The sequence below is a fragment of the Cedecea sp. AS113 genome (genome assembly GCF_037152415.1).
Classification (GTDB): domain Bacteria; phylum Pseudomonadota; class Gammaproteobacteria; order Enterobacterales; family Enterobacteriaceae; genus Cedecea.
Genome location: NZ_JBBCMI010000004.1, coordinates 50,841 through 72,894, shown reverse-complemented (window position 1 = coordinate 72,894; position 22,054 = coordinate 50,841). Strand labels below are relative to the sequence as shown.

Annotated in this window: 23 protein-coding genes and 1 riboswitch; of the genes, 9 read left to right on the top strand and 14 right to left on the bottom strand. The window is 53.1% G+C overall.

Annotation, left to right across the window (positions count from 1 at the left end):
• The first annotated feature begins 15 nt into the window (after positions 1 to 15).
• Entirely contained in the window at positions 16 to 474 is a 459-nt protein-coding gene (locus WFN87_RS06195; RefSeq protein ID WP_336708175.1) for a DUF986 family protein, read from the top strand.
• Between the two features lie 198 nt (positions 475 to 672).
• Positions 673 to 861, top strand: a riboswitch (yybP-ykoY riboswitch).
• A 6-nt stretch (positions 862 to 867) separates the two neighbouring features.
• The gene (gene mntP, locus WFN87_RS06190; protein ID WP_008454030.1) at positions 868 to 1,440 is read left to right on the top strand and encodes a manganese efflux pump MntP; all 573 of its coding nucleotides are present in this window, start codon (positions 868 to 870) and stop codon (positions 1,438 to 1,440) included.
• On the opposite strand, the gene rlmA is transcribed toward mntP, so the two are convergent.
• The 7 genes from rlmA to mgrB form a co-directional block, all read right to left on the bottom strand.
• Positions 1,441 to 2,244 (bottom strand): 23S rRNA (guanine(745)-N(1))-methyltransferase, encoded by an 804-nt coding sequence (gene rlmA / locus WFN87_RS06185; RefSeq protein WP_336982369.1) that lies wholly within the window; start codon positions 2,242 to 2,244, stop codon positions 1,441 to 1,443.
• Positions 2,245 to 2,299: 55 nt separating this feature from the next.
• The gene (gene ftsI, locus WFN87_RS06180) at positions 2,300 to 4,045 is read right to left on the bottom strand and encodes a peptidoglycan glycosyltransferase FtsI (RefSeq protein ID WP_008454025.1); all 1,746 of its coding nucleotides are present in this window, start codon (positions 4,043 to 4,045) and stop codon (positions 2,300 to 2,302) included.
• A gap of 231 nt (positions 4,046 to 4,276) precedes the next feature.
• Positions 4,277 to 4,486, bottom strand: a complete 210-nt coding sequence (gene cspE, locus WFN87_RS06175; protein WP_001062678.1) for a transcription antiterminator/RNA stability regulator CspE — start codon at positions 4,484 to 4,486, stop codon at positions 4,277 to 4,279.
• 12 nt (positions 4,487 to 4,498) lie between these two features.
• A complete protein-coding gene (locus WFN87_RS06170) occupies positions 4,499 to 4,642 on the bottom strand; it encodes a DUF2627 domain-containing protein (protein ID WP_008454022.1) in 144 nt (47 codons plus the stop codon).
• Between the two features lie 542 nt (positions 4,643 to 5,184).
• Positions 5,185 to 6,186 (bottom strand): MBL fold metallo-hydrolase, encoded by a 1,002-nt coding sequence (locus tag WFN87_RS06165; RefSeq protein WP_336982370.1) that lies wholly within the window; start codon positions 6,184 to 6,186, stop codon positions 5,185 to 5,187.
• A 16-nt stretch (positions 6,187 to 6,202) separates the two neighbouring features.
• Positions 6,203 to 6,484, bottom strand: a complete 282-nt coding sequence (locus WFN87_RS06160; protein ID WP_336982371.1) for a YebO family protein — start codon at positions 6,482 to 6,484, stop codon at positions 6,203 to 6,205.
• Between the two features lie 54 nt (positions 6,485 to 6,538).
• Positions 6,539 to 6,682: a PhoP/PhoQ regulator MgrB gene (gene mgrB, locus WFN87_RS06155; protein WP_008454016.1), complete on the bottom strand. Its 144-nt coding sequence runs from the start codon at positions 6,680 to 6,682 to the stop codon at positions 6,539 to 6,541.
• Positions 6,683 to 6,841: 159 nt separating this feature from the next.
• Between mgrB and WFN87_RS06150 the strand changes: the two genes are divergently transcribed.
• Positions 6,842 to 7,081 carry a YobH family protein gene (locus WFN87_RS06150; protein WP_008454013.1) on the top strand — a complete coding sequence of 80 codons (240 nt, stop codon included), beginning with the start codon at positions 6,842 to 6,844 and terminating at the stop codon, positions 7,079 to 7,081.
• A 42-nt stretch (positions 7,082 to 7,123) separates the two neighbouring features.
• On the opposite strand, the gene kdgR is transcribed toward WFN87_RS06150, so the two are convergent.
• Positions 7,124 to 7,915: a DNA-binding transcriptional regulator KdgR gene (kdgR, locus tag WFN87_RS06145; protein WP_336982372.1), complete on the bottom strand. Its 792-nt coding sequence runs from the start codon at positions 7,913 to 7,915 to the stop codon at positions 7,124 to 7,126.
• 175 nt (positions 7,916 to 8,090) lie between these two features.
• On the opposite strand from kdgR, the gene WFN87_RS06140 reads away from it, so the two are divergent.
• Positions 8,091 to 9,464, top strand: coding sequence for an MFS transporter (locus WFN87_RS06140; protein ID WP_336982373.1), 1,374 nt, complete (start codon positions 8,091 to 8,093; stop codon positions 9,462 to 9,464).
• Positions 9,465 to 9,508: 44 nt separating this feature from the next.
• On the opposite strand, the gene htpX is transcribed toward WFN87_RS06140, so the two are convergent.
• The 4 genes from htpX to WFN87_RS06120 form a co-directional block, all read right to left on the bottom strand.
• Positions 9,509 to 10,390, bottom strand: a complete 882-nt coding sequence (gene htpX, locus WFN87_RS06135; RefSeq protein WP_008454007.1) for a protease HtpX — start codon at positions 10,388 to 10,390, stop codon at positions 9,509 to 9,511.
• A 191-nt stretch (positions 10,391 to 10,581) separates the two neighbouring features.
• Positions 10,582 to 12,627 (bottom strand): carboxy terminal-processing peptidase, encoded by a 2,046-nt coding sequence (prc, locus tag WFN87_RS06130; protein WP_008454005.1) that lies wholly within the window; start codon positions 12,625 to 12,627, stop codon positions 10,582 to 10,584.
• A gap of 20 nt (positions 12,628 to 12,647) precedes the next feature.
• Entirely contained in the window at positions 12,648 to 13,331 is a 684-nt protein-coding gene (gene proQ / locus WFN87_RS06125; RefSeq protein WP_166873089.1) for an RNA chaperone ProQ, read from the bottom strand.
• A gap of 104 nt (positions 13,332 to 13,435) precedes the next feature.
• Positions 13,436 to 13,924 (bottom strand): GAF domain-containing protein, encoded by a 489-nt coding sequence (locus WFN87_RS06120; RefSeq protein ID WP_336982374.1) that lies wholly within the window; start codon positions 13,922 to 13,924, stop codon positions 13,436 to 13,438.
• A gap of 146 nt (positions 13,925 to 14,070) precedes the next feature.
• Here WFN87_RS06120 and yebS point away from each other — a divergent pair, with 146 nt between their 5' ends.
• The 5 genes from yebS to WFN87_RS06095 all read left to right on the top strand — a co-directional run bounded on the left by yebS (position 14,071) and on the right by WFN87_RS06095 (position 20,219).
• Positions 14,071 to 15,315: a membrane integrity lipid transport subunit YebS gene (yebS, locus tag WFN87_RS06115; RefSeq protein WP_442892755.1), complete on the top strand. Its 1,245-nt coding sequence runs from the start codon at positions 14,071 to 14,073 to the stop codon at positions 15,313 to 15,315.
• A complete protein-coding gene (locus WFN87_RS06110) occupies positions 15,284 to 17,917 on the top strand; it encodes a PqiB family protein (RefSeq protein WP_336982376.1) in 2,634 nt (877 codons plus the stop codon). Before yebS ends, WFN87_RS06110 begins: the two co-directional genes overlap by 32 nt.
• Before the next feature lie 78 nt (positions 17,918 to 17,995).
• Positions 17,996 to 19,444 carry a 16S rRNA (cytosine(1407)-C(5))-methyltransferase RsmF gene (gene rsmF, locus WFN87_RS06105; protein WP_336982377.1) on the top strand — a complete coding sequence of 483 codons (1,449 nt, stop codon included), beginning with the start codon at positions 17,996 to 17,998 and terminating at the stop codon, positions 19,442 to 19,444.
• A 105-nt stretch (positions 19,445 to 19,549) separates the two neighbouring features.
• A complete protein-coding gene (locus tag WFN87_RS06100; RefSeq protein WP_008453991.1) occupies positions 19,550 to 19,789 on the top strand; it encodes a YebV family protein in 240 nt (79 codons plus the stop codon).
• 238 nt (positions 19,790 to 20,027) lie between these two features.
• A complete protein-coding gene (locus WFN87_RS06095) occupies positions 20,028 to 20,219 on the top strand; it encodes a YebW family protein (protein WP_008453989.1) in 192 nt (63 codons plus the stop codon).
• Positions 20,220 to 20,235: 16 nt separating this feature from the next.
• Here WFN87_RS06095 and WFN87_RS06090 read toward each other — a convergent pair whose 3' ends face one another.
• Both WFN87_RS06090 and WFN87_RS06085 read right to left on the bottom strand, forming a co-directional pair.
• On the bottom strand, positions 20,236 to 20,769 hold the full coding sequence (locus WFN87_RS06090; protein WP_336982378.1) for a GNAT family N-acetyltransferase: 534 nt from the start codon (positions 20,767 to 20,769) through the stop codon (positions 20,236 to 20,238).
• A 14-nt stretch (positions 20,770 to 20,783) separates the two neighbouring features.
• Positions 20,784 to 22,031 carry an MFS transporter gene (locus WFN87_RS06085; protein WP_336982379.1) on the bottom strand — a complete coding sequence of 416 codons (1,248 nt, stop codon included), beginning with the start codon at positions 22,029 to 22,031 and terminating at the stop codon, positions 20,784 to 20,786.
• Positions 22,032 to 22,054 lie beyond the last annotated feature (23 nt).

The following is a 22,054-nucleotide window of genomic DNA, read 5'->3' as shown; positions in this document are numbered from 1 at the left end:
CTAAGGGGAGGTTTCATGACGTTAACGGATGTCGTGCTGGTTGTGTTTATCGCGTTGCTGCTGGCTTTTGCCGTTTACGATGAGTTTGTGATGGACAAACTAAAGGGCAAAACCCTGCTCAAAATCCCCCTGCTTCGCCGTAATCGCGTGGACAGCGCCATCTTTGTCTTTCTTGTCGGCATTCTTATCTATAACAACGTGACCTCGCACGGTACCCCGCTAACCACATGGTTATTATCTGCTCTGGCGCTAATGGCCATTTATCTTTCCTGGTTCAGGCAACCGAAGATCGTCTTCAAAAGTCATGGTTTTTTCTTCGCCAATGTTTGGGTGGAATATAACCGCATTAAAGAAATGAATTTATCGGAAGATGGCGTGCTGGTGATGCAATTAGAACAGCGGCGCTTATTGATTCGCGTAAAGAATATTGATGACCTCGAAAGAATTTACAAACTAATGGTTTCAACTCAGTAAGTTACACATATAGCAATGTCTATATTGGTGGGCTATTTTTCATCAATTGAAACATAGCCTTTGCTATTTCATAAGATTTATATGGCTTTATTTTAACCTTTACATTGCATGTCTCATTAAAACGAAAATCGTTATCAATAAATGATCAGAAAAATAGAATTCAAAGATTGTTTTAAATTAAAAAAATATGTTAAGGTTGCGCCCGTCGTTGGGGAGTAGCCGATTTCTGCCACAGGCAGAAATGTACATGTCAACATACTCGTTATATCCGCTCCTGAGATTAACGTGGCATGTACGCCTCAGAGTTCTGAGTAGGCGAGACCATAGGCACGCGCCATCGTAAAGTTGGGGATGGTTTGCGTGTATATGGATATTCCCAACTGAGGCGTAACGATGAATCTCTCCGCAACAATCCTGCTTGCTTTCGGCATGTCCATGGACGCTTTCGCCGCTTCCATCGGCAAAGGTGCCACTCTGCACAAACCTAAATTCTCAGAAGCCCTCCGTACCGGTTTGATCTTTGGCGTCATTGAAGCCATTACTCCGCTTATCGGCTGGGGCCTTGGCCTGCTGGCGAGCAAAGTTGTGCTGGAATGGAACCATTGGGTGGCCTTTATTCTGCTGGTGTTCCTCGGCGGGCGTATGGTGCTGGAAGGCTTCCGCGGGGCGGCTCAGGAAGATGCGCCTAAAATTCATCGCCACGGTTTTTGGCTGCTGGTGACCACCGCGATTGCCACCAGTCTTGATGCAATGGCCGTAGGCGTTGGGCTTGCCTTCCTGCAGGTCAATATTATTCAGACTGCGCTAGCCATCGGCTGCGCTACTGCGATTATGTCCACGCTGGGGATAATGGTCGGCCGCTTTATCGGGCCTATGTTAGGCAAACGCGCCGAGATCCTCGGCGGTATCGTGCTGATAGGCATCGGCTGCCAGATCATGTACAGCCACTTCGCCCCTTTTAACTGATCAATCGCGCTGCCAGACCCGCACAACAAAGTCAGTGTCACAGCTAAATGCCGTTTCTGTTTTCAGCCCGTCCCAGACTTCCGGGCGGGCGCGCCAGGCGAACGGCGTCATTTGCAGCAGAGCGGCAGCCTCATCCCCACGCAGGTTCATCATCCAGCCAGGCTGAAGCGTCTGCTGCAGCGTAAAGCCCGGCATAGATTCTACCGCTTCACTGTGCAAGACAATATCCTGATAAATCAGCCCTTTTAGCTGCATCAAATGGCGTGGGCCAGGCGTGGCTGTCACCATTACGCCGCCACGCTTCACGACCCGGGCAAGCTCTTCGCCCTTGCAGGGTGCAAAAATGCGAACAATCGAGTCCATACTCTCGTCGGCAAACGGCAGGCGGTGGCTGGATGCTACGCAAAATTTAACTTCACGGTAGCGTTTGGCGGCGTAGCGAATCGCAACTTTTGAAACGTCCAGCCCCCAGGTTTCACCCCCGTTATCTGCCACAACCGATGCAAATCCCGCCGTGTAATACCCTTCCCCACAGCCAATATCCAATAGCGCCGAGGGCGCTATCTCTTTTAACAGCTGGCAAACGGTATCGCGTAGAGGCTGATAATGTCCGGCGTCGAGGAATGCCCGGCGAGCCTGCATCATTTCCGCGCTGTCACCCGGGTCTTTCGAACGTTTATGCTGAACGGGCAACAAATTAACGTAGCCTTCTTTGGCAATATCAAATTGATGGCCCTGAGGGCAACGATAGCTGTTCGCGCTGGCGCTAAGCACGGAATGGCAGAGTGGGCAAAGCCAGGACATAAAAAACTCCGGAAACAACAAAGGGCGCAATTTTAGCGCCCCTTTTGCCAAACCGCTACATGGCGGCGCGGTCATTCTCCATTTTGTTCAGCACCATAATGCTGTTGTCTCCGGCGGGTAGCCCGTCCGGCTCAATATTTTCCAGACGTAAAACATCCCCCATGATTTGGCTGAAAACAGGGGCAGAAACCGCACCGCCGTAGTACTTCCCGTTGGAAGGATCGTTAATCACCACCACCAGCGCATAGCGAGGATTACTGGCCGGCGCCACGCCAGCCGTGTAAGCAATGTACTGATCTATATATTTGCCATCAGGACCGATCTTTTTGGCTGTGCCCGTTTTCACTGCCACACGGTAGCCATGAACTGCTGCCTTAACCCCCCCGCCGCCGGGCAGCGCCACGCTCTCCATCATATGTTCCACTTCATGCACGATTTCTTCAGGCATAACCCTTTTCCCTTCCACAGGCGGATCTACGCGGGTGATAGACAGCGGACGGGAAATACCAAAGCTGCCGATCGTGGCGTAAACATGAGCCAGCTGCAGCGGGGTCACCATCAGGCCATAGCCAAATGCGAAAGTGGCGCGATCCAGTTCTCCCCAGCGCTGGCGCACCGGCAACAGGCCGCGGCTTTCCCCCGTCAGGCCGATTGCCGTAGGGACGCCAAAGCCAAATTTATGATAAGTGTCCCAAATATTCTGAATCGGCATCGCCAGTGAAAGACGGGACACGCCGGTATCGCTCGATTTTTGTAGCACGCCTGTCAGGGTGAGCTGCGGGTAATACCCCACGTCACGAATGTGGTGCCCGTCCAGTGTAAATGGATGAGTATCAATAACGCTGTCAGGCCGGACAATTCCCTGCTGCAGCGCGGTCATTACCACCATCGGTTTTACGGTCGAACCGGGTTCGAAGGTGTCGCTTATCGCACGGTTACGGAAATCATCGAGCTTTGCGTCATCGCGGTTGTTCGGATTAAAAGTCGGGTAATTAGCCATCGCCAGAACTTCACCGGTCTGCACATCAATAACCACCGCGGCGCCTGACTCGGCTTTGTTCCAGGATACGGCGTTGCTGAGCGCATCTTCCGTCACAGTTTGCAGCCGTTCATCGATGCTGAGCTGGATATTATGCGCGGGGCTGGCAGGGTTCTCAGTAATATTCTCGACAACATGGCCGTAACGGTCTTTACGCACCAGACGCTCACCTTCTTTACCGGTCAGCTGCTGGTTAAAGCTTTTCTCGATCCCTTCAATGCCCTGATCGTCAATGTTGGTGAAGCCGATCAGGTTTGCCCCAACCCGGCCTGCGGGATAAAAGCGGCGAGATTCATCGCGCAGCGCAATACCAGGGATATTTAGTTTGTCGATGTATTGTGCCTGCTGGGGATCCAGCTGGCGCGCAAGGTAGATAAAACGGCCGCGCTCGTTGCTGTGAATACGCGCGGCAATCTCGCTCAAAGGGACGTGCAGCGCCGAGGCCAGCGCCTGCCAGCGGCTGTTAACCAGTACGCCGCCCTTCTCCATAACCGTTTTCGGATCGGCCCACACAGCCTCGACCGGCACACTGACCGCTAGCGGTTTTCCGTTGCGATCTTCGATCATCCCACGGGGCACCTCAATCGGCTCCTCGCGCAGGGAACGCATATCCTCCTGTTTAACCAGGTTATCCGGGGAGATAATTTGCAGCCAGGCAATACGTCCGAGCAGGAACACCAAACTCCCGGTGATGGCCACACACAGAAGCCCAAAACGCCACTGGATAAAATTACCGGTTAATACGGGGACACCCTTCTTCACAACTATTCCTTGAGGAGCCTAAGCGATTGAAAGATTTAACCAGATCCCAGACATTTTGCCGGGAGAACAGTGCTAAAACCTTCGCAGCTTTGCAACAAGAGGCAACAAATGATTCAATTTGTTAATAGCTTGAAAAACAGTAGATTAGCGACAGAAATGAAAAAGCCCCGTCGAAACGGGGCTTTTATCTCAATTCGGCGTTATTCGCGCCTGAGCTCTAATCCAGAAGAATTAGATGGCAGTCACGTTAACTGCAGCAGGGCCTTTCTGGCCGTCCTGGATTTCGAATTCAACGTTCTGGCCTTCAGCCAGAGTTTTGAAGCCGTTACCCTGGATTGCAGAGAAGTGTACGAATACATCTTTGCTGCCGTCTGCTGGAGTAATGAAACCAAAACCTTTAGACTCGTTGAACCACTTAACTTGACCTTTAATCTTTGCCATTTTGCAAATTCCTTAGATTGTATTCTTCGCCCGCAGGCATAACTTAGATAAAACAGAGACATTACTGCATGAGGCACTAATATAAGGCTCGGCAGAGAAGCGGTATTCAACGACAACGTGTTTACTCAGGTCTTCTTTACTGAAAATGCCACACATAAACAGAACTGTACCTCGTTTAACCCAACGTGTTATCACACACAACGTAAACAATGGCAAGCCATTTTTAAGCATGTGTCGATCTGCCGCACAGATTCAGAAAATTACACGATTACTTTGGGAAAGTAATCCGCGCTTTTTGATATATATTTTCACTGCACAAGATTGTCGCAACAGATTGTGTTTTAACAACATTCCGACAACTTCTGAACCTTAGCGTAAAGTGCACTTTTCGTCCAGACACATGAACAATAAAATCCTTTTTGAAGGATATATCTTTATGATTTTTTATGCATACCTATGCACAAATCAACCTAAAGCCAGTCATCGCGTTCAATGCCCGGATTTCATCCCTGTATTTTTTATGTCCACCGAATAAAGCCTGTACAACAGGCCACGTATTCTGCACCAAAATAATGAAAGTTTAATGACACCGCGCACCAGGATAAGGCAATAAAAACGTTTCGATGAAATTTAAAGCATGATTATCAGGCGTTAATTTAGCCAAATAGAAATAAAGCTCTCTGCACGGGCAATAATAATTAATTCTTATTTTTTGTTAGGGGCAAACTTTGACCAATACGCAGCGGTGAAAACAGATCATCGCTTTCCCCTTTCTCACGCAGGGCCGCCAGCAATTCCTGCGGTGGTTTATCGAGAGACTCATCGGCCAGTTCAAATACGCCCCAGTGGATAGGAATTGTCTCAGGCTTGCCGATTGCTTGCCATAAGGTCACCGCCTGTTGCGGATCCATATGATGATCGCCCATAAACCAGCGAGGCTCATAGGCCCCGATCGGCAATGCAGCCATGTCAAATGGACCCAGCCGTTTTGCGATCTCCGCCAGAGACGGGGTATAACCCGAATCACCGCTGAACCAGAAGCGCAAATTCCCCTGCTCCACAACCCAGCCGCACCAGAGCGAACGGTTTCGATCCCAAAACGTTCGCATACTCCAGTGCCGGGCAGGCACGGCGGTGAAAACCATGCCGCACCAGTTAAAGCTTTGCCACCAGTCCAGCTCTGTTACCTGTTCAATGCCGCGCTGGCTGAACCATGCTTTCAAGCCCAGGGGCACAAAAAAATGCACGTCGGGAAAACGCTTGATCAAGCGACGGACAGTTTTTTTGTCCAGATGGTCGTAGTGGTTATGGGAGATGAGTACCGCATCAAGTCGAGGCAACAGGTTAAGGTCGAGCGGGACTTCGGTTCGCCGGGCAGGACCGGCAAAAGAAACCGGGGAAGCTCGACGGGAAAATACCGGATCGGTCAGCAAAAAATGACCATTAAGCCGCAATAACAGGCTGGCATGGCCCAGCCACCATATGCGGTCATCGCTGCCGCTCAGATCGGCCTGTTGCCACCAGCGTTCAATAAACGCGGAATAACCTTCACCGGGAGGATGCGGCAGCTTCTGCGCTTTGCGCTCCTGCCGCCACCTTTGGACGTCGCCAGGTTGCCGGACTGCAGGCTCAGCGTTACAAAACCCATCAGGTAGATGGTGGGATAACTGCGGATTGTACCAGGGGTTTTTCCAGCTCATCCCACCTCCAGCCTGATTAGCGTTCCGCTACCAGACGAACAAAGTCGTCGTCATTTTCTTCTTCAGCCTTCGCAGTCGGTTTGTGTTCCGGCTCGGGTTCGTTGGCTTCGCACAGGCGACGCAGCAGGGCATTTTGACGTTTCTGTAAATCAACCAGCTCTTCAAGCAGCGCAATCTGCTCGTTTGCACGGCTGCTGGAACGATTGACAAAAAACCACAGGACAAGACCGAGAATCAACGTCACCAGCGAGATTGCCAGCGGCATGATACTTAAAGCACTAACACCCAGTTCGTTCATCTTACCACCTCAAAAAAAACGCATTCTACACCTGAGGCAGAGAGAGACAAATCACTACCAGGGGATAAATTTATTAATGGTACAAATGCCGCTGAAAAATTGCACATCCTGGTCGCACATCACATTTATCATTTGAGTCCATAGCAGCAGGCAGGTAACAACAATCACCAGAACGATCACCCATCTGTACTTTCTCACTACATCGCCACCTCTTGACCATAGAATTTCGCTAATTTAACACTAACCAACTAAACCATAAGTAACGTTTCCTGCTTTTTCATTTCAGAATCATCAGATTGTGACGTCAATTATTCAGAGTAAGGTTGATGCAGGATTGGATTGATGTTTGAGGTCAGTATGCGAGCGATTATTCGTACCATCATTGTTATTGCCATCATCTGGATTGGCCTGTTGCTTTCAGGCTATGGCGTTTTGATTGGCAGCAAAGAAAATGCGGCCGGACTGGGATTGCAATGCAAGTACCTGACGGCACGTAATACCGTGACAGCACAGTTTATTCATACCGACAGTGGAATTATTGGCCTGACCAACTGCCCACTGCTGCGTAAGGTCGACACGCCGATTGATAATGGTTAGATCTAAAGGGCCGCGTGTTCTGCGCGGCCCACTTTAACAAAATCAGAAAGGAGAGTGGTGATAGCCCATTTGCTCTGACAGCGCACGCGCAGCCTGATGAAGAAGACTAACGTATTCAGACAGTCCCTCATCCGAATAGCGAAGCGTTGGAAATGAAATACTCATTCCCGCAATGACAGTACCAAAACGATCAAACACCGGTACCGCCACGCAGCGAATGCCTTCTTCCTGTTCTTCGTTATCTTCGCCGTACCCCTGCTCACGCACCAGATCAAGCACCGGGAGAAGCGCTTCAGTACTGACAATAGTGCGTTCCGTGCTGCGGACATATTCTACGTCAGAGAGAATATCCAGAATCTCCTCGCGCGGTCGCCAGGCCAGCAAAACCTTGCCTATTGCTGTGCTGTACAAAGGATTCCGACGCCCTACGCGGGAATACATGCGTAAATTATAGAGCGAGTCAATTTTATGGATATAGACAATACTGCTGTCGTCCAGCGCCCCGAGGTGAATCGCCTCTTTGGTTCCGCGGGAGAGCTCTCGCATCTGTATATCTGCACTGCGGACAAGATCAACGTTCTGCAGGGCGCGGCTGCCAAGCTCAAAAAGCTTCAGCGTCAGCGCATATTTCTCTAACTCGCCTTCCTGAGAGACATAGCCCAGGGACTTCATGGTCTGCAAAAAGCGATACACGGTACTCTTGGACATCATCACGCGCTGAGAAAGTTCGGTTATCCCAATCTCTTTTTCTTCCCCAAGCGCCTGCAGGATGCCGAAAACTTTCAGCACGGAAGAGACTGCATCGGGCTGTTTGTCGGAGTCTGAGAGTGCCATACATCACCTCGGGGGTTATTGTTTTATAAAAATCAGAACTGCTTTTTAGTATATTGATGCCCCGTGAGTGTCGCAATCAAAGCCTGCTGATTCGTTACAAATCTGCGGCATCAGCGAGATTAATTAATGATAAAATCATTACCCTCCTAACGACTTCAGACAGCCTTTTCAAAGTATGGATAAATCAGTGTCCGACGGCTTGCCTACGCCCCAGCGTTATGGCGCCATTTTCACCATCGCGCTCGGCATTATGATGGCCGTGCTGGACGGCGCTATTGCTAACGTTGCCCTGCCTACCATTGCCCACGATTTGAATGCCAGCCCGGCGGAATCTATTTGGGTGGTTAACGCTTATCAAATAGCGATTATTGTCTCGCTGCTGTCGCTTTCGTTTCTCGGCGATATTTTTGGCTACCGCCGTATCTATCAATGCGGTCTGGTCCTGTTCTGCCTGACCTCACTGTTTTGTGCCGTCTCAACTTCATTGCCGATGCTCACCTTTGCCCGCGTACTGCAAGGCTTTGGCGGTGCGGCGCTGATGAGCGTAAATACCGCCTTGATACGCCTCATTTATCCTCAACGTTTTCTTGGTCGTGGGATGGGGGTCAATTCATTTATCGTTGCCGTCTCCTCCGCGGCAGGTCCCACCGTTGCCGCCGCGATTCTTTCGGTGGCCTCCTGGCAGTGGCTGTTTTTAATCAATGTGCCGATTGGCATCGTTTCGCTGATTCTGGCGCTGCGCTATTTACCTCCAAATCAGCAAAAATCCCAGGGGCAGCGTTTTGATATCCCGAGTGCGGTGATGAATGCCCTCACCTTCGGTCTGCTGATTTCAGCGATCGGTGGTTTTTCACAGGGCCAGCCGGGGTCAGTCATTATCGGTGAGCTGGTTGCGCTTGTCGTGATTGGCTATTTCTTCATCCGTCGCCAGCTTAGCTTACCGTTCCCTCTGCTGCCGGTAGACCTGCTGCGAATCCCGATTTTTTCGCTGTCTATTGGCACATCAATATGTTCGTTCGGCGCTCAAATGCTGGCGCTGGTTTCACTGCCCTTTTTCTTGCAAACCGTCCTGGGCCGCAGTGAGGTTGAAACCGGTCTGCTGTTAACGCCGTGGCCGCTGGCAACGATGGTGATGGCCCCGCTGGCCGGTTATCTTATCGAACGTGTTCATGCCGGCCTGATGGGCGCCGTAGGGCTTTTAGTGATGGCCTGCGGCCTGTTTGCTTTGGCCATGCTCCCGCACGATCCGTCCGACCTGAATATTATCTGGCGTATGGTGTTGTGTGGGGCAGGATTCGGCCTCTTCCAGTCCCCGAATAACCACACCATTATCTCCTCGGCGCCCCGCCATCGCAGCGGAGGGGCAAGCGGAATGCTGGGGACAGCTCGCCTGCTCGGGCAAAGCTGTGGGGCTGCACTGGTCGCGCTAATGTTTAACTTGTTTGGTAACAGCGGGACGCATGCCTCGCTGGTTCTTGCAGGCATATTTGCCACCATTGCCGCCGTCGTCAGCGGGTTGCGAATGTCCCAGCCTCGGGCTCAGGCATAAAAAAAGCGTGCCACGTGGGCACGCTTTTCACTTCAACCTTCCGGTTACTTCAGGTATTCACCGCTGCGCAGCGCTTCGATACGTTTGTCCAGCGGTGGGTGCGTCATGAACAGTTCGCTCATTGACTTAGCCTTACCGTTGATGCAAAACGCCATCATGCTGCTGGCTTCCTGCGGCTCGTAGCTGGTTTTCAGGCGCTGCAGCGCAGCAATCATCTTCTCGCGGCCCACAAGCTTCGCGGAACCCGCGTCGGCATGGAATTCACGATGGCGTGAGAACCACATGGTGATGATGCTTGCCAGAATGCCAAACACCAGTTCAAGCACCGTCGCCACCGCAAAGTAAATCAGCGGGTTGCCGTTGCTGCTTTCGTTGTCATCACGGTTCCCGGACAGGAAGCCGGAAGCGACCTGAGCGATGATACGGGAGATAAAGATAACGAAGGTGTTCACCACACCCTGAATCAGCGTCATGGTGACCATATCGCCATTGGCGATGTGGCTGATTTCATGCGCGATAACCGCTTCCGCTTCGTCACGACTCATGTTTTGCAGCAGACCTGTGCTGACCGCAACCAGAGAGGCGTCACGGCGCGCTCCGGTGGCGAAAGCATTGATGTCTGGCGCATGGTAAATCGCAACCTGCGGCATGGCGATACCCGCCTGCTGTGACTGCCGACGCACGGTTTCCATCAACCAGTGCTCAGTTTCATTACGAGGTTGCTCAATCACCTCACCGCCTACTGAACGCAATGCCATCCATTTTGACATCAGCAGGGAAATAAAAGAGCCGCCAAAGCCAAACAGCACCGCCATGATCATCAGACCCTGAACGCTGCTCGACTGGATCCCCGTCAGGCTTAGCACCAGCCCGAAAACGACCATTACCGCAAGGTTGGTCAACAGGAAAAGCCCGATACGCATCATAATTTTCTTTTTACCTCGGTTAAAAACACGCTCTTTGCGCTCCCACACATCGTAGGGGCGCGCCGCCTATTTTCAAGCATCCGCCCCGCCCAAGTGGTTAATAATACATAACTTTACATTTTGTATGCATTTATCTTACATCACGAAGACAGGCAAAAAAATGGGCACCGCTTGGGTGCCCATCAGGGAGGTTATTTCGCCGCCGGTTGTTCAGCCGGCCTGTCTTGCTCCATACCGGCAAGATCGATGGCAATGTGTACCGTCTCGTCGAGATACGGATCGGGCTCCTGGTAGTCCTTCGGCAAATCGTCGAGTTTCTTAAGCGGCGCTTTACCTTCCCGCTTAAAGCGATCGTTGATTCTGGCCAGACGCGTCGCGTCGTCTTCCTGATTCTCTTTTTCACGTACCGCATAATTCAGAGAAACAGCGTTACGTTTTTCCTTCAGGGCATTGAAGCGAGCAATGTCCTTCATGATGTACTGGAATTCAGGGTCTTTGGCGATGCGATCCTGATGCAGCTTCAGCAACTCAGGTTCGAACGGCGTAAGGTCACCGGTTTTCACATAGGTCGCTGCGTTGATGCTATCCCACGGCAACGCGTTGTCTTCGAACTTCTCGCCGGTCTCAGTTTGCTCGGTCCCGGTTGGCATCATGATATCCGGCGTCACACCTTTCCGCTGGGTACTGCCGCCGTTGATGCGGTAGAACTTCTGAATGGTGTACTGAACCGAGCCCAGCGCAGGCCATTCCGGACGCAGCATCTGATCGTAAATGCGATTCAGCGAACGGTACTGCTGCACGGTGCCTTTCCCGAAGGTCGGCTCGCCGACAATCAGCGCGCGGCCATAATCCTGCATCGCCGCCGCAAAGATTTCAGATGCCGAGGCGCTGAAGCGGTCAACCAGCACCACCAGCGGCCCTTTGTAGTAGACCACGCCGTCGGTATCGCTATCTTCACGGACTTTACCGTTGTTGTCGCGGACCTGAACGACCGGGCCACTAGGAATAAACAGACCGGACAGGGACACCGCTTCAGTCAGCGCCCCGCCGCCGTTAGAACGCAGATCGATAATTACGCTCTTCACATTCTGTTTTTCCAGCTTCTGCAGCTGAACCTTCACATCATCAGTGAGGCCAACGTAGAAGCCAGGAATATCCAGCACGCCGACTTTGTCTTTGCCGACTGTCTTCACAGACATCTTAACCGCGCGATCTTCGAGGCGAATACGTTCGCGGGTCAGCGTCACGGTACGCGTCTTGGTGCCTTTGCCCGCTGGCAGGATTTCAAGGCGAACTTTGCTGCCTTTTGGCCCTTTAATCAGCGCCACAACGTCGTCCAGACGCCAGCCGATCACGTCAACCATCGGTTTACCCGTTTGGCCTACGCCAACAATACGATCGCCGACGGTGATGGCCTTGCTCTTCGCCGCCGGACCACCGGCAACCATGGAGTTGATCAGCGTATAATCATCGTCCATTTGCAGCACCGCCCCGATGCCTTCTAAAGACAGGCTCATTTCGGTGTTGAACTGTTCGGTGCTGCGCGGAGAGAGATAGTTTGTATGCGGGTCAATCTCATGAGCAAACGCGGTCATCGCCAGCGAGAACACATCTTCACTGTTGCTTTGCGCCAGGCGGCGGATCGCAAACTGATAGCGCTTGGTCAGGGTTTCACGAATTTCCTGCTCGGTTTTACCGGTCAGCTTCAGGCTCAGCTCGTCGTATTTAACTTTCGCATCCCAGAGCTTATCCAGCTCATCGACGCTCGTTGGCCACGGCGCCTTGCTGCGATCCAGATTGATGGTGTCGTTACCGGTGAAATCCATCGGCTTCGCCAGCACCTTCAGGGCGTACTGGTAGCGTTCAAAACGGCGCTTCTGACCCAGATTGTAGAGGTCGTAAAAAACATCGAGCTTACCGCTACGCAGCTCGTCGCCGATCTGCCCTTTCTTCGCAGCGAACTGGGCGACGTCGCTGGCTAACAGCACGTTATGGCTGTAATCCAGCAAGTTCAGGTAGCGGTCAAAGATTTTTGCCGAGAAATTGGCATCCAGATCGAACTGGCGGTAATGCGAGCGCGTAAAACGCGAGGTCACACGCTCACTCACCGTAGCGTGCTGAGCTTCTTCCTTTAACTGAGGAATTTGGTCAGCACGGGTAATGTTGTCCAGGGCCAGGGCACTGCCTGCCACGAACAGCAGGCTGGCGATAGCCGTAAGCTTAAAGAGTTTGTTCATGCCTGAGTCAGGCCTCCGTTTCAGAACTGCAAGTGTTCTGCGCGTACGATCATTGCCATACCAGAAGTCAGCTGTACACGGACGCCATCTTTGGTAATTTCCAGTACGGTAGCATCCATTGCGTTGTTACCGGCTTTGACTTTAATGGCCTGTCCAACCTGCAGAGCAGAAATATCGGTCACCGGCGTACGACGCTCTTCACGAGGTGCCTTTGGTGCCGGTTTTTCTGCGCGAGGTTTACGCTCTGCCCCTTCTTTACGACGCGGTGCTGCCGCCGGACGAGGTTTGCGTTCGCGACGTGGAGCGTCTTCCGTTACGCCTGCGGCTGCCGCGGCTTCACGTTTCTTCGCCTGTTGCTCAGCGCGCTGGGCCTGAACGCGGGCTTTCGCTTCATCCAGCTGCTGACGTGCATGTTCAACATGCTGTTCGTCCAGCTCACCGCAAGGGTTGCCATCAAGATCGACGCGAGTCGCGCCAGCTTTGATGCCGTACAGGTAGCGCCAGCTTGACGTATAGAGACGTAACGCTGAACGAAGCTGTGTTTTGCTGAGGCTCATTTCGCCTTCAACACGAGAGACTAAATCCTGGAAGATACCAATCTTCAACGGACGAGCTTCACCTTCAGCGCTAAAACATTGAGGGAAACGCTCGGCCAAAAATGCGATAACTTCTTTACTGCTATTCAACTTAGGTTGATTTTCCATGAAATTTCCTGATTACAACGGAATTGCCAATAAGTCCCAGGCATGAACAGGCGACATTATAATGACGCCATCGCTAAATGCCACGTTATCCGTTGCTTATCATGCTATCGAGGGAAGAATTTTTTAAAATCAGTGCCGCTCAGCACGTCTGAAAGCCGCGAACTCAAGGTTTTTAAACCCATTTCGTCTTCTTCCGAAAAACGGCCATACTCGGTGCTGTCGATATCCAGGACGCCAATCGTCTGGCCGTCAACCGTCAGAGGCAGCACAATTTCCGAATTGCTGGCCGCATCGCAGGCAATGTGCCCGTCGAAAGCATGCACATCCTCCACACGCTGAATCGTGCCTGTTGCGACGGCTGTGCCGCATACGCCCTTGCCGACAGGGATTCTTACGCAGGCAATTTTACCCTGGAAGGGCCCCAGAACTAGCGTTTGGGCTTCGAGAAGGTAGAATCCTGCCCAGTTGACGCCTTCAAGGCGCTCAAAGAGCAACGCACTGGTATTCGCCAGTGTTGCAAGAAAGCTGGTTTCACCTGCCATTAACGCACTAAAATCGCGATTCAGATCCGCGTAAAATTGTTCTTTGTTCATTAAATAACCGTTATGTTGTCTTACTTTACTTTGTAGCATATTAAAATAAGCATTAAATGCACGGTGCCACAAGGTGTATCATTTTATGAATTACGATAGGCTAAATGCATCATTCAGATAACAACGCTCCCGGCTTACGACGCACAATGAAAATACACGCCATCAGTCAGGCATTGCCTCAGGCACGTTATCAGCGTTGTCCCCAATGCGATACCCTTTTCTCTCTGCCCCTGGTTAAATCAACACAAAGTGCATACTGCCCCTGTTGTGATGCAAGAGTACATCATGGCCGTGACTGGTCATTGACGCGCCTGGGGGCGATGGCCGTGGCGATGCTGGTGCTGATGCCCGTCGCCTTTTCCGATCCGCTGCTGCGTATCTATCTCCTGGGTTCGAGTATTGATGCCAACGTTATGCAGGGCATTTGGCAGATGGCAAGCCAGGGAGACGTGCTTACCGCCGCCGTCGTGCTCTTTTGCGTGGTCGGCGCACCGGCCACGCTGGTCGCGGCTATTGCCTATCTCTGCTTTGGCAACATTCTCGGCATGAACCTTCGCCCGGTACTGCTGATGCTGGATAAGCTTAAAGAGTGGGTGATGCTGGATATCTATCTGGTGGGCATTGGCGTGGCCTGCATTAAGGTTCGCGAGTATGCGTTTATCCAGCCAGGCCCAGGGCTGATTGCTTTTATTGCGCTGGTGGTCTTGAGTCTGTTGACCATGATCCACCTGAACATTGAGCAGCTATGGGAGCGTTTTTACCCCCAGCGCCCGGCTCGTGCTTTTAATGCGCAACTGCGGGTTTGCCTCGGCTGCCATTTTACCGGCGTTCCTGACGAACGAGGCCGCTGCCCTCGCTGCCACATCCCGCTGTACTATCGCCGAAAGCAAAGCTTACAAAAATCCTGGGCAGCACTGGTTGCCTCCCTGATCTTCCTGCTTCCGGCTAACCTGCTGCCGATTTCTATTATTTACGTGAACGGGGCACGCCAGGAAGACACCATTCTTTCGGGCATTATTTCCCTGGCGCACAGCAATATCGCCGTCGCTGCCGTGGTGTTTATTGCCAGTATCCTGGTGCCGTTTACTAAAGTTATTGTATTAATTACGCTACTTATCAGTATTCATTTCAAATGCCAGCAGGGATTACGAACCCGCATTTTATTGCTGCGCTTTGTCACCTGGATTGGCCGCTGGTCTATGCTCGATCTGTTTGTCATCGCGTTGATGATGTCACTGGTTAACCGTGACCAGCTGTTAGCTTTTACGATGGGTCCCGCCGCAGTCTTCTTTGGCGCGGCGGTTATATTAACTATTCTTGCCGTCGAATGGCTGGATAGCCGACTACTTTGGGACGCACATGAGTCAGGAAACGCCCGCTTCACCGACTGAAGCGAGAATTAAAACGAAACGCCGGATTTCCCCTTTCTGGTTATTACCTGTTATTGCGTTACTGATTGCCGGCTGGCTGATCTGGACGACTTACCAGGAACGCGGCAACACCGTAACCATCGACTTCATCTCCGCCGACGGGATAGTCGCTGGCCGCACGCCCGTGCGCTACCAGGGCGTTGAAGTGGGTACCGTGCAAAACATCAGCCTGAGCGATGACCTGCGTAAAATAGAAGTCAAAGTCAGCATCAAAAGCGATATGAAGGATGCCCTGCGGGAAGACACACAATTCTGGCTGGTAACGCCGAAGGCTTCCCTCGCTGGAGTATCCGGGCTTGATGCCCTGGTAGGCGGGAACTACATCGGCATGATGCCGGGTAAAGGCGAGCCGCGTGACCATTTTACCGCCCTCGATACCCAACCCAAATATCGCCTGGATAACGGCGAGCTGATGATTCACCTCCACGCCCCGGATTTAGGCTCCCTTAACAGCGGGTCGCTGGTCTATTTCCGCAAAATTCCGGTTGGCCGCGTGTATGACTATGCCATCAATAAGAACAAGCAGGGTGTCACCGTCGACGTGCTTATCGATCGCCGCTTTACCAGCCTGGTGAAAAAAGGCAGCCGTTTCTGGAATGTGTCCGGCGTAAAGGCCGATGTTGGCCTGAGTGGGGCCAAAGTTCAGCTTGAAAGCCTGGCGGCGCTGGTCAATGGGGCTATTGCTTTCGATTCCCCTGACGATTCAGAACCGGCCAAAGCGGATGATGAATTCGGCCTTTACGAAGACCTGGCGCACAGCCAGCGCGGCGTCATCATTAACCTCGATCTCCCGAGCGGGGATGGCCTTAAAGCAGGCTCGACTAAGTTAATGTATCAGGGGCTGGAGGTGGGTTCGCTGACTAAGTTAAACCTCAATCCAGGCGGTGCCGTCACAGGGGAAATGACCGTTGACCCCGGCGTGGTTAGCCTGATGCGTAGCGGCACGCGCATCGAACTCCGTAGCCCAAAAATCTCGCTGGATAATCCAAGCATCAGCACGTTGCTCACGGGCAGCACCTTTGAACTTGTGCCGGGTGACGGCGAACCGCAGGATCGCTTCACCGTGGTCTCCAGCGATCAAACGCCGCTCCAGCAGCCGAATGTATTGACGCTTTCGCTGACGGCCCCTGAAAGCTACGGTATTGATGCCGGACAACCGATTATCCTGCACGGGATACAAATCGGCCAGGTGGTGGCGCGGGCACTGTCAGCGAAAGGCGTCACGTTCTCCGTCGCCATTGAACCGCAATACCGCCATCTGCTGCAGGGCGACAGCAAATTCGTGGTCAACAGCCGCATTGATGTGAAGCTCGGCATGGACGGAGTGGAATTCCTGGGCGCCAGTGCCAACGAATGGGTCAACGGCGGCATACGTGTGCTGCCGGGCAGCAAAGGCGAGATGAAAAGCAGTTATCCGCTTTATGCCAACCTGGAAAAAGCGATTGAAAACAGCCTGAGCGACATCCCGACCACCACGCTGACGCTGACGGCCTCCAGCCTGCCAGATATCCAGACCGGCTCCGTGGTGCTGTACCGCAAATTCCAGGTGGGCGAAATCATCACCATCCGCCCTCGCGCCGAGAACTTTGATATTGATGTTCACATCAAGCCGGAATACCGCAAGCTGCTGACGCCAAACACCGTGTTTTGGGCTGAAGGTGGCGCGAAAGTTCAGCTCAACGGCAGCGGGCTAACGGTGCAGGCCTCCCCGCTCTCTCGTGCACTCAAAGGGGCCATCAGCTTTGACAACATGAGCGGTGCCAGCGTCGGACAGGTGAAAGGTGAGAAACGCGTGCTGTACGCCTCTGAAACCGCGGCAAGAGCGGTGGGCAGCCAGATAACGCTGCACACTTTCGATGCCGGAAAACTTTCCGCCGGGATGCCAATTCGCTATCTGGGCATTGATATCGGCCAGCTTGAGTCGCTGAACCTGACGCAATCCCGCAACGAAGTGGAAGCGAAAGCGGTACTTTACCCTGAGTATGTGTCTACCTTCGCACGCGCCGGTACCCGCTTCTCCGTTGTCACACCGCAGATCTCTGCGGCGGGCGTCGATCATCTTGATACCCTCCTCCAGCCTTACATCAACGTTGAACCCGGTAAAGGTGACCCCCGCCGCGACTTCGAGCTGCAGGAAGCGTCTATCACCGACTCTCGTTACTCCGACGGGCTGAACATCGTGCTGGAAGTGCCTGAAGCCGGCTCGCTGAGCATAGGCACGCCGGTTCTCTTCCGCGGGATTGAAGTCGGTACGGTAACCGGCATGACGCTCGGCAATCTCTCTGACCGTGTGATGGTGGGCCTGCGTATAAGCAAGCGTTACCAGCATTTGGTCCGGGACAACTCCGTCTTCTGGCTGGCTTCCGGCTATAGCCTGAACTTTGGCTTGACTGGCGGCGTGGTGAAAACCGGAACCTTTAATCAGTTTATTCGCGGTGGCATTGCGTTTGCGACGCCGCCGGGGATCCCGCTTTCCCCTAAAGCAGAGGCCGGGAAACACTTCCTGCTGCTGGAAAGCGAGCCGAAAGAGTGGCGTCAGTGGGGCACCGCCCTTCCGCGCTGAACCGCAAGCCCGGGCGGTACGTCGCCCGGGTAATTCCGTGTTAAACTGCGCCCCTTAATTTTTTCAGGGGCGTTTTTCATGGCTCAATCTACTGCCGTTTATCTTCCTCAACCTTTTCTCGACGCGATTCGTGACGCACTTCCCGCTGGCCAGACGCTGGAAAGTTTTATCGAATACTGTCAGCAGCCGCTGCGCCGCAGCCTGCGCGTCAATACGCTGAAGATATCCGTGGCTGACTTTCTGACGCTCGTCGCGCCCTATCACTGGCGTTTAACGCCGGTGCCGTGGTGCGAAGAAGGCTTCTGGATTGAACGAGAAGATGAAGAAACCCTGCCGCTGGGCAGCACCGCAGAGCATTTGAGCGGCCTGTTCTATATTCAGGAAGCCAGTTCAATGCTGCCCGTAGCCGCGTTGTTTGCCGACGGCAACCAGCCGCAGCGAGTGATGGACGTCGCCGCAGCGCCGGGATCAAAAACAACCCAGATTGCCGCCCGCATGAATAATACCGGCGCAATTCTTGCCAATGAATATTCCGCCAGCCGGGTAAAAGTCCTGCATGCCAATATCAGCCGCTGTGGGATCAGTAACGTAGCGCTGACGCATTTTGATGGCCGCGTATTCGGTGCCGCTCTGCCGGAATCCTTCGACGCCATTCTGCTGGATGCCCCCTGCTCCGGTGAAGGCGTGGTGAGGAAAGATCCCGATGCACTGCGCAACTGGTCGCCTGAAAGCACGGCCGAAATTGCCGGCACACAGCGCGAATTGATTGAGAGTGCTTTTCATACGCTCCGCCCCGGCGGGACGCTGGTCTACTCGACCTGTACGCTGAATCGCCAGGAAAACCAGGATGTCTGCCAGTGGCTGCTGGATACCTGGCCGGACGCGGTAGAAATTGCCCCCCTTGACGAGCTTTTCCCGGAAGCAGCACGCGCGCTGACGCCGGAAGGTTTCCTGCACGTGTTCCCACAGATTTACGACTGCGAAGGCTTTTTCGTTGCCCGTTTGCGCAAAACGGCCTCTATCGAACCGCTGCCGGCCCCGGGCTATAAAGTAGGGAAATTCCCCTTCGCGCCGATGAAAGGCAAAGCCGCAGCCGAACTAACCGCCGCGGCGGCAAAATCGGGCCTTATCTGGGGCGATGAGCTGAATCTATGGCAGCGCGACAAAGAGATCTGGCTGTTTCCGAGTGAGATTGAACCGCTTATCGGGAAAGTGCGTTTCTCTCGCATTGGCCTCAAGCTCGCCGAACAGCACAACAAAGGCTTCCGCTGGCAGCATGAAGCCATGGTTTCTCTGGTCAAAAGTGACAACCCGCTTTGCTTCCCGCTGAGCGAGACAGAAGCCGAGGAGTGGTACCGAGGGCGGGATATCTATCCAGAAGTGACACCGTCACGAGATGAAGTGATTGTCACTTTTCAGGGGCAGCCGCTCGGCCTGGCGCGTAAAGTTGGCTCACGCCTGAAGAACAGCTACCCAAGGGAATTAGTACGCGACGGCAAGCTTTTCGCCGCCCCGCAGGCTGGCTAAAAAAATAAGCACTTTTTGAGTTGGCAATTTGTGCTGCCTTGACTACGCTGAAATTGGAGTGACCCACTGGTCATACCACCTGCTGCGGATAACAAGGAGCCAAAGATGACAAAGACCAACGTTCGGATCGGCATCTTCGAGATCGATGATGCCGAATTACACGGTGAACAACAGGGGGATCGAACGTTAAGCATTCCCTGCAAGTCCGATCCCGACCTGTGCATGCAGCTGGATGCATGGGATGGGGCAACCTCTATTCCCGCCGTGCTGGACGGCGAACATTCCGTACTTTACCTGCAGCATTACGATCGCCAGCGCGATGCCTGGGTTATGCGCCTTGCATAACTCAAGATGAACCCGTCCCTGAGACGGGTTATATAGATGATAAACAGCCAAAAACGTGGTTTTCAGCTGTTTGGAGTAGACCAGAGAACATCATTCATTGCTTTTGTTAGACCCAAGTGCCGTTTTTACATCAATGATTTTTGCCAGCACTTTCTCCGTCCACGGGACGGATTAATTATTTCCCCCACTCCCTTGGCTCCCCTACACTTAAACCAAACGAAGCGGTTCTGAGGCGCTAATGTTTGCTTTGGTTTTATTTGTTTGTTACCTGGACGGCGGCTGTGACGATCTGGTGCTGGAAGTCTTCACCAGCGAGCAGCAGTGTCTGAGTGCGATGAGCGAGCAGCGTATGCGCCACGGCGGCTGTTACCCGGTGGAAGAGTTTATCGATGGATTCTGGCGGCCTGCCCAGGAGTACAGCGACTTCTGAGCAGGGCCAGGCGAGATTAGCGCTTGTTCGGGCGAAGGAACATGCGTATTTGCTTCCCGTGGTATTCAACGTAGTGCTGGAAAGTAAAGCCGAAGCGCACTGCCAGACCAATAGAACGCTGATTATCGTCATCAATAATGCAGCATACCGGCTCGCTGAAATTGTCATCCGCCCAACTTAACACTGCGCTGAGCGCCTCCGCCGCATAGCCTTGACCGTGTACCGCAGGAATAAGCGTCCAGCCCGCCTCCGGGTGTGCCAAAGCCGGGCTGAGATTTCGTTTAGCGTCTTGGAAACCAAACGCCCCTACGAATCGCCCACTCTGTTTTTCAAACAACGCCCAGTAACCGTAGCCCAGCGCCTGCCAGTGACCGATATAGCGCATCAATCGCGCCCAGCTCATTTCACCGTCCTGCGGTTTTCCGCCGCCGATAAACTTTACCATCTCCGGGTCAGACCAACAGGCAACCAGCGCCTCATAGTCGTCCAGCGTAAAATGGCGCAGGATAAGGCGTTCCGTTTCAAGACGTGGGGCTTCAGTAATCATCATGACTCCGCTCAGTATTACTCTTGTAGTCGTTGTTTAAGGCCTGATTTGCAGGCGTAAATGATAGCGCACAGCAGCAGGCTAAACAGCATGGTACCCAAAAACACACCCGCACCGGTCAGGGTTAGCATAACGCCGCCAATCAGCGGCCCAAGCGCTATGCCTAACGTCGTCAGGGTCGATGCTCCCAGGTACGCACCGCGGTGCTCATCCGGTGCCAGCTGATCCAGCAGAATATTCAGGTTCGGCATCAAAATGGCCTCGCCGATGCTGAAAATAACCGTCACGCTCACCCACAACAGCGCATCCGGCGTACGGACGGACCAGAACAAAAGCTGTGACAGCGCAAAGATAGCGCCCCCCAGCAAAATACGGTTAGACAAGCTAACTTGAGCCAAAAAGCGAACCAGAAAAAGCTGGGCAATAAGCACCGTACAGGCGTTCGACACCAGAATCAGCGTGATTAACTTTACGGCTGCCTCAGCGTCCAGCGTCAGTAAATAAAGCGGCACCACGGATTCATAATGTACGAAAACCACGGCGCATAACGTGCCGCACAGCAGCGCCGCAACGAACAGTTTGTCCCGGGCGATGATTAGCATAACGTCGCGTAATCTGACCCCAGGTTTATGTTCGCTATCTTTGGCAACCAGCTTGCCTGCAGGAATAAACAATAAGGTGTAAATAAGCAGCGGCAAATAGCTCACAGCCGTGATTACGAATGTCCCTTTCTGCGAAGTCAGCCCGAAAGCAATGCCGACCAGTGGCCCGGTGACCGCCGCCACATTCACCAAATAATAGCGAATCTGCAGAGCCAGAGCGCGACGACGGCGGTCGCCCAGTAAGTCACTCATCAGCGCTCGCGTCGGCGGCTCTACCCACGCGAAACAGACGCCAACAATCATTAGCCCAATGATAAATAACGCCATTCCCGTGGCCAGCCCAAGCAGAGCATAGCCAACAAACGACAGCGCACAGCCGAGGGAAAGCACGCCCCGGCGGCCTAATTTATCCGACAGCTGCCCGCCATACATTCCCAGCACCACCGCCAGAAGCGCACTGCTGGTCATCGCCACGCCTACAGAGATGGGCGAAAGATGATAATTACGGGTCATGATCACCGTCATAAACGGCCAGGCCATAAAATAGCTAAAGCGAATCACCAGGGTAAAAAGCAGCAGCGCAATCACCGTCGACGGGAAGGTTTTGACCGTCGGCCAAAAACCGCGCGCAGCGTCCTCACGGACGGCATCGTTTGTCGTCATAAAGTATCCTGTTAATTATCGTT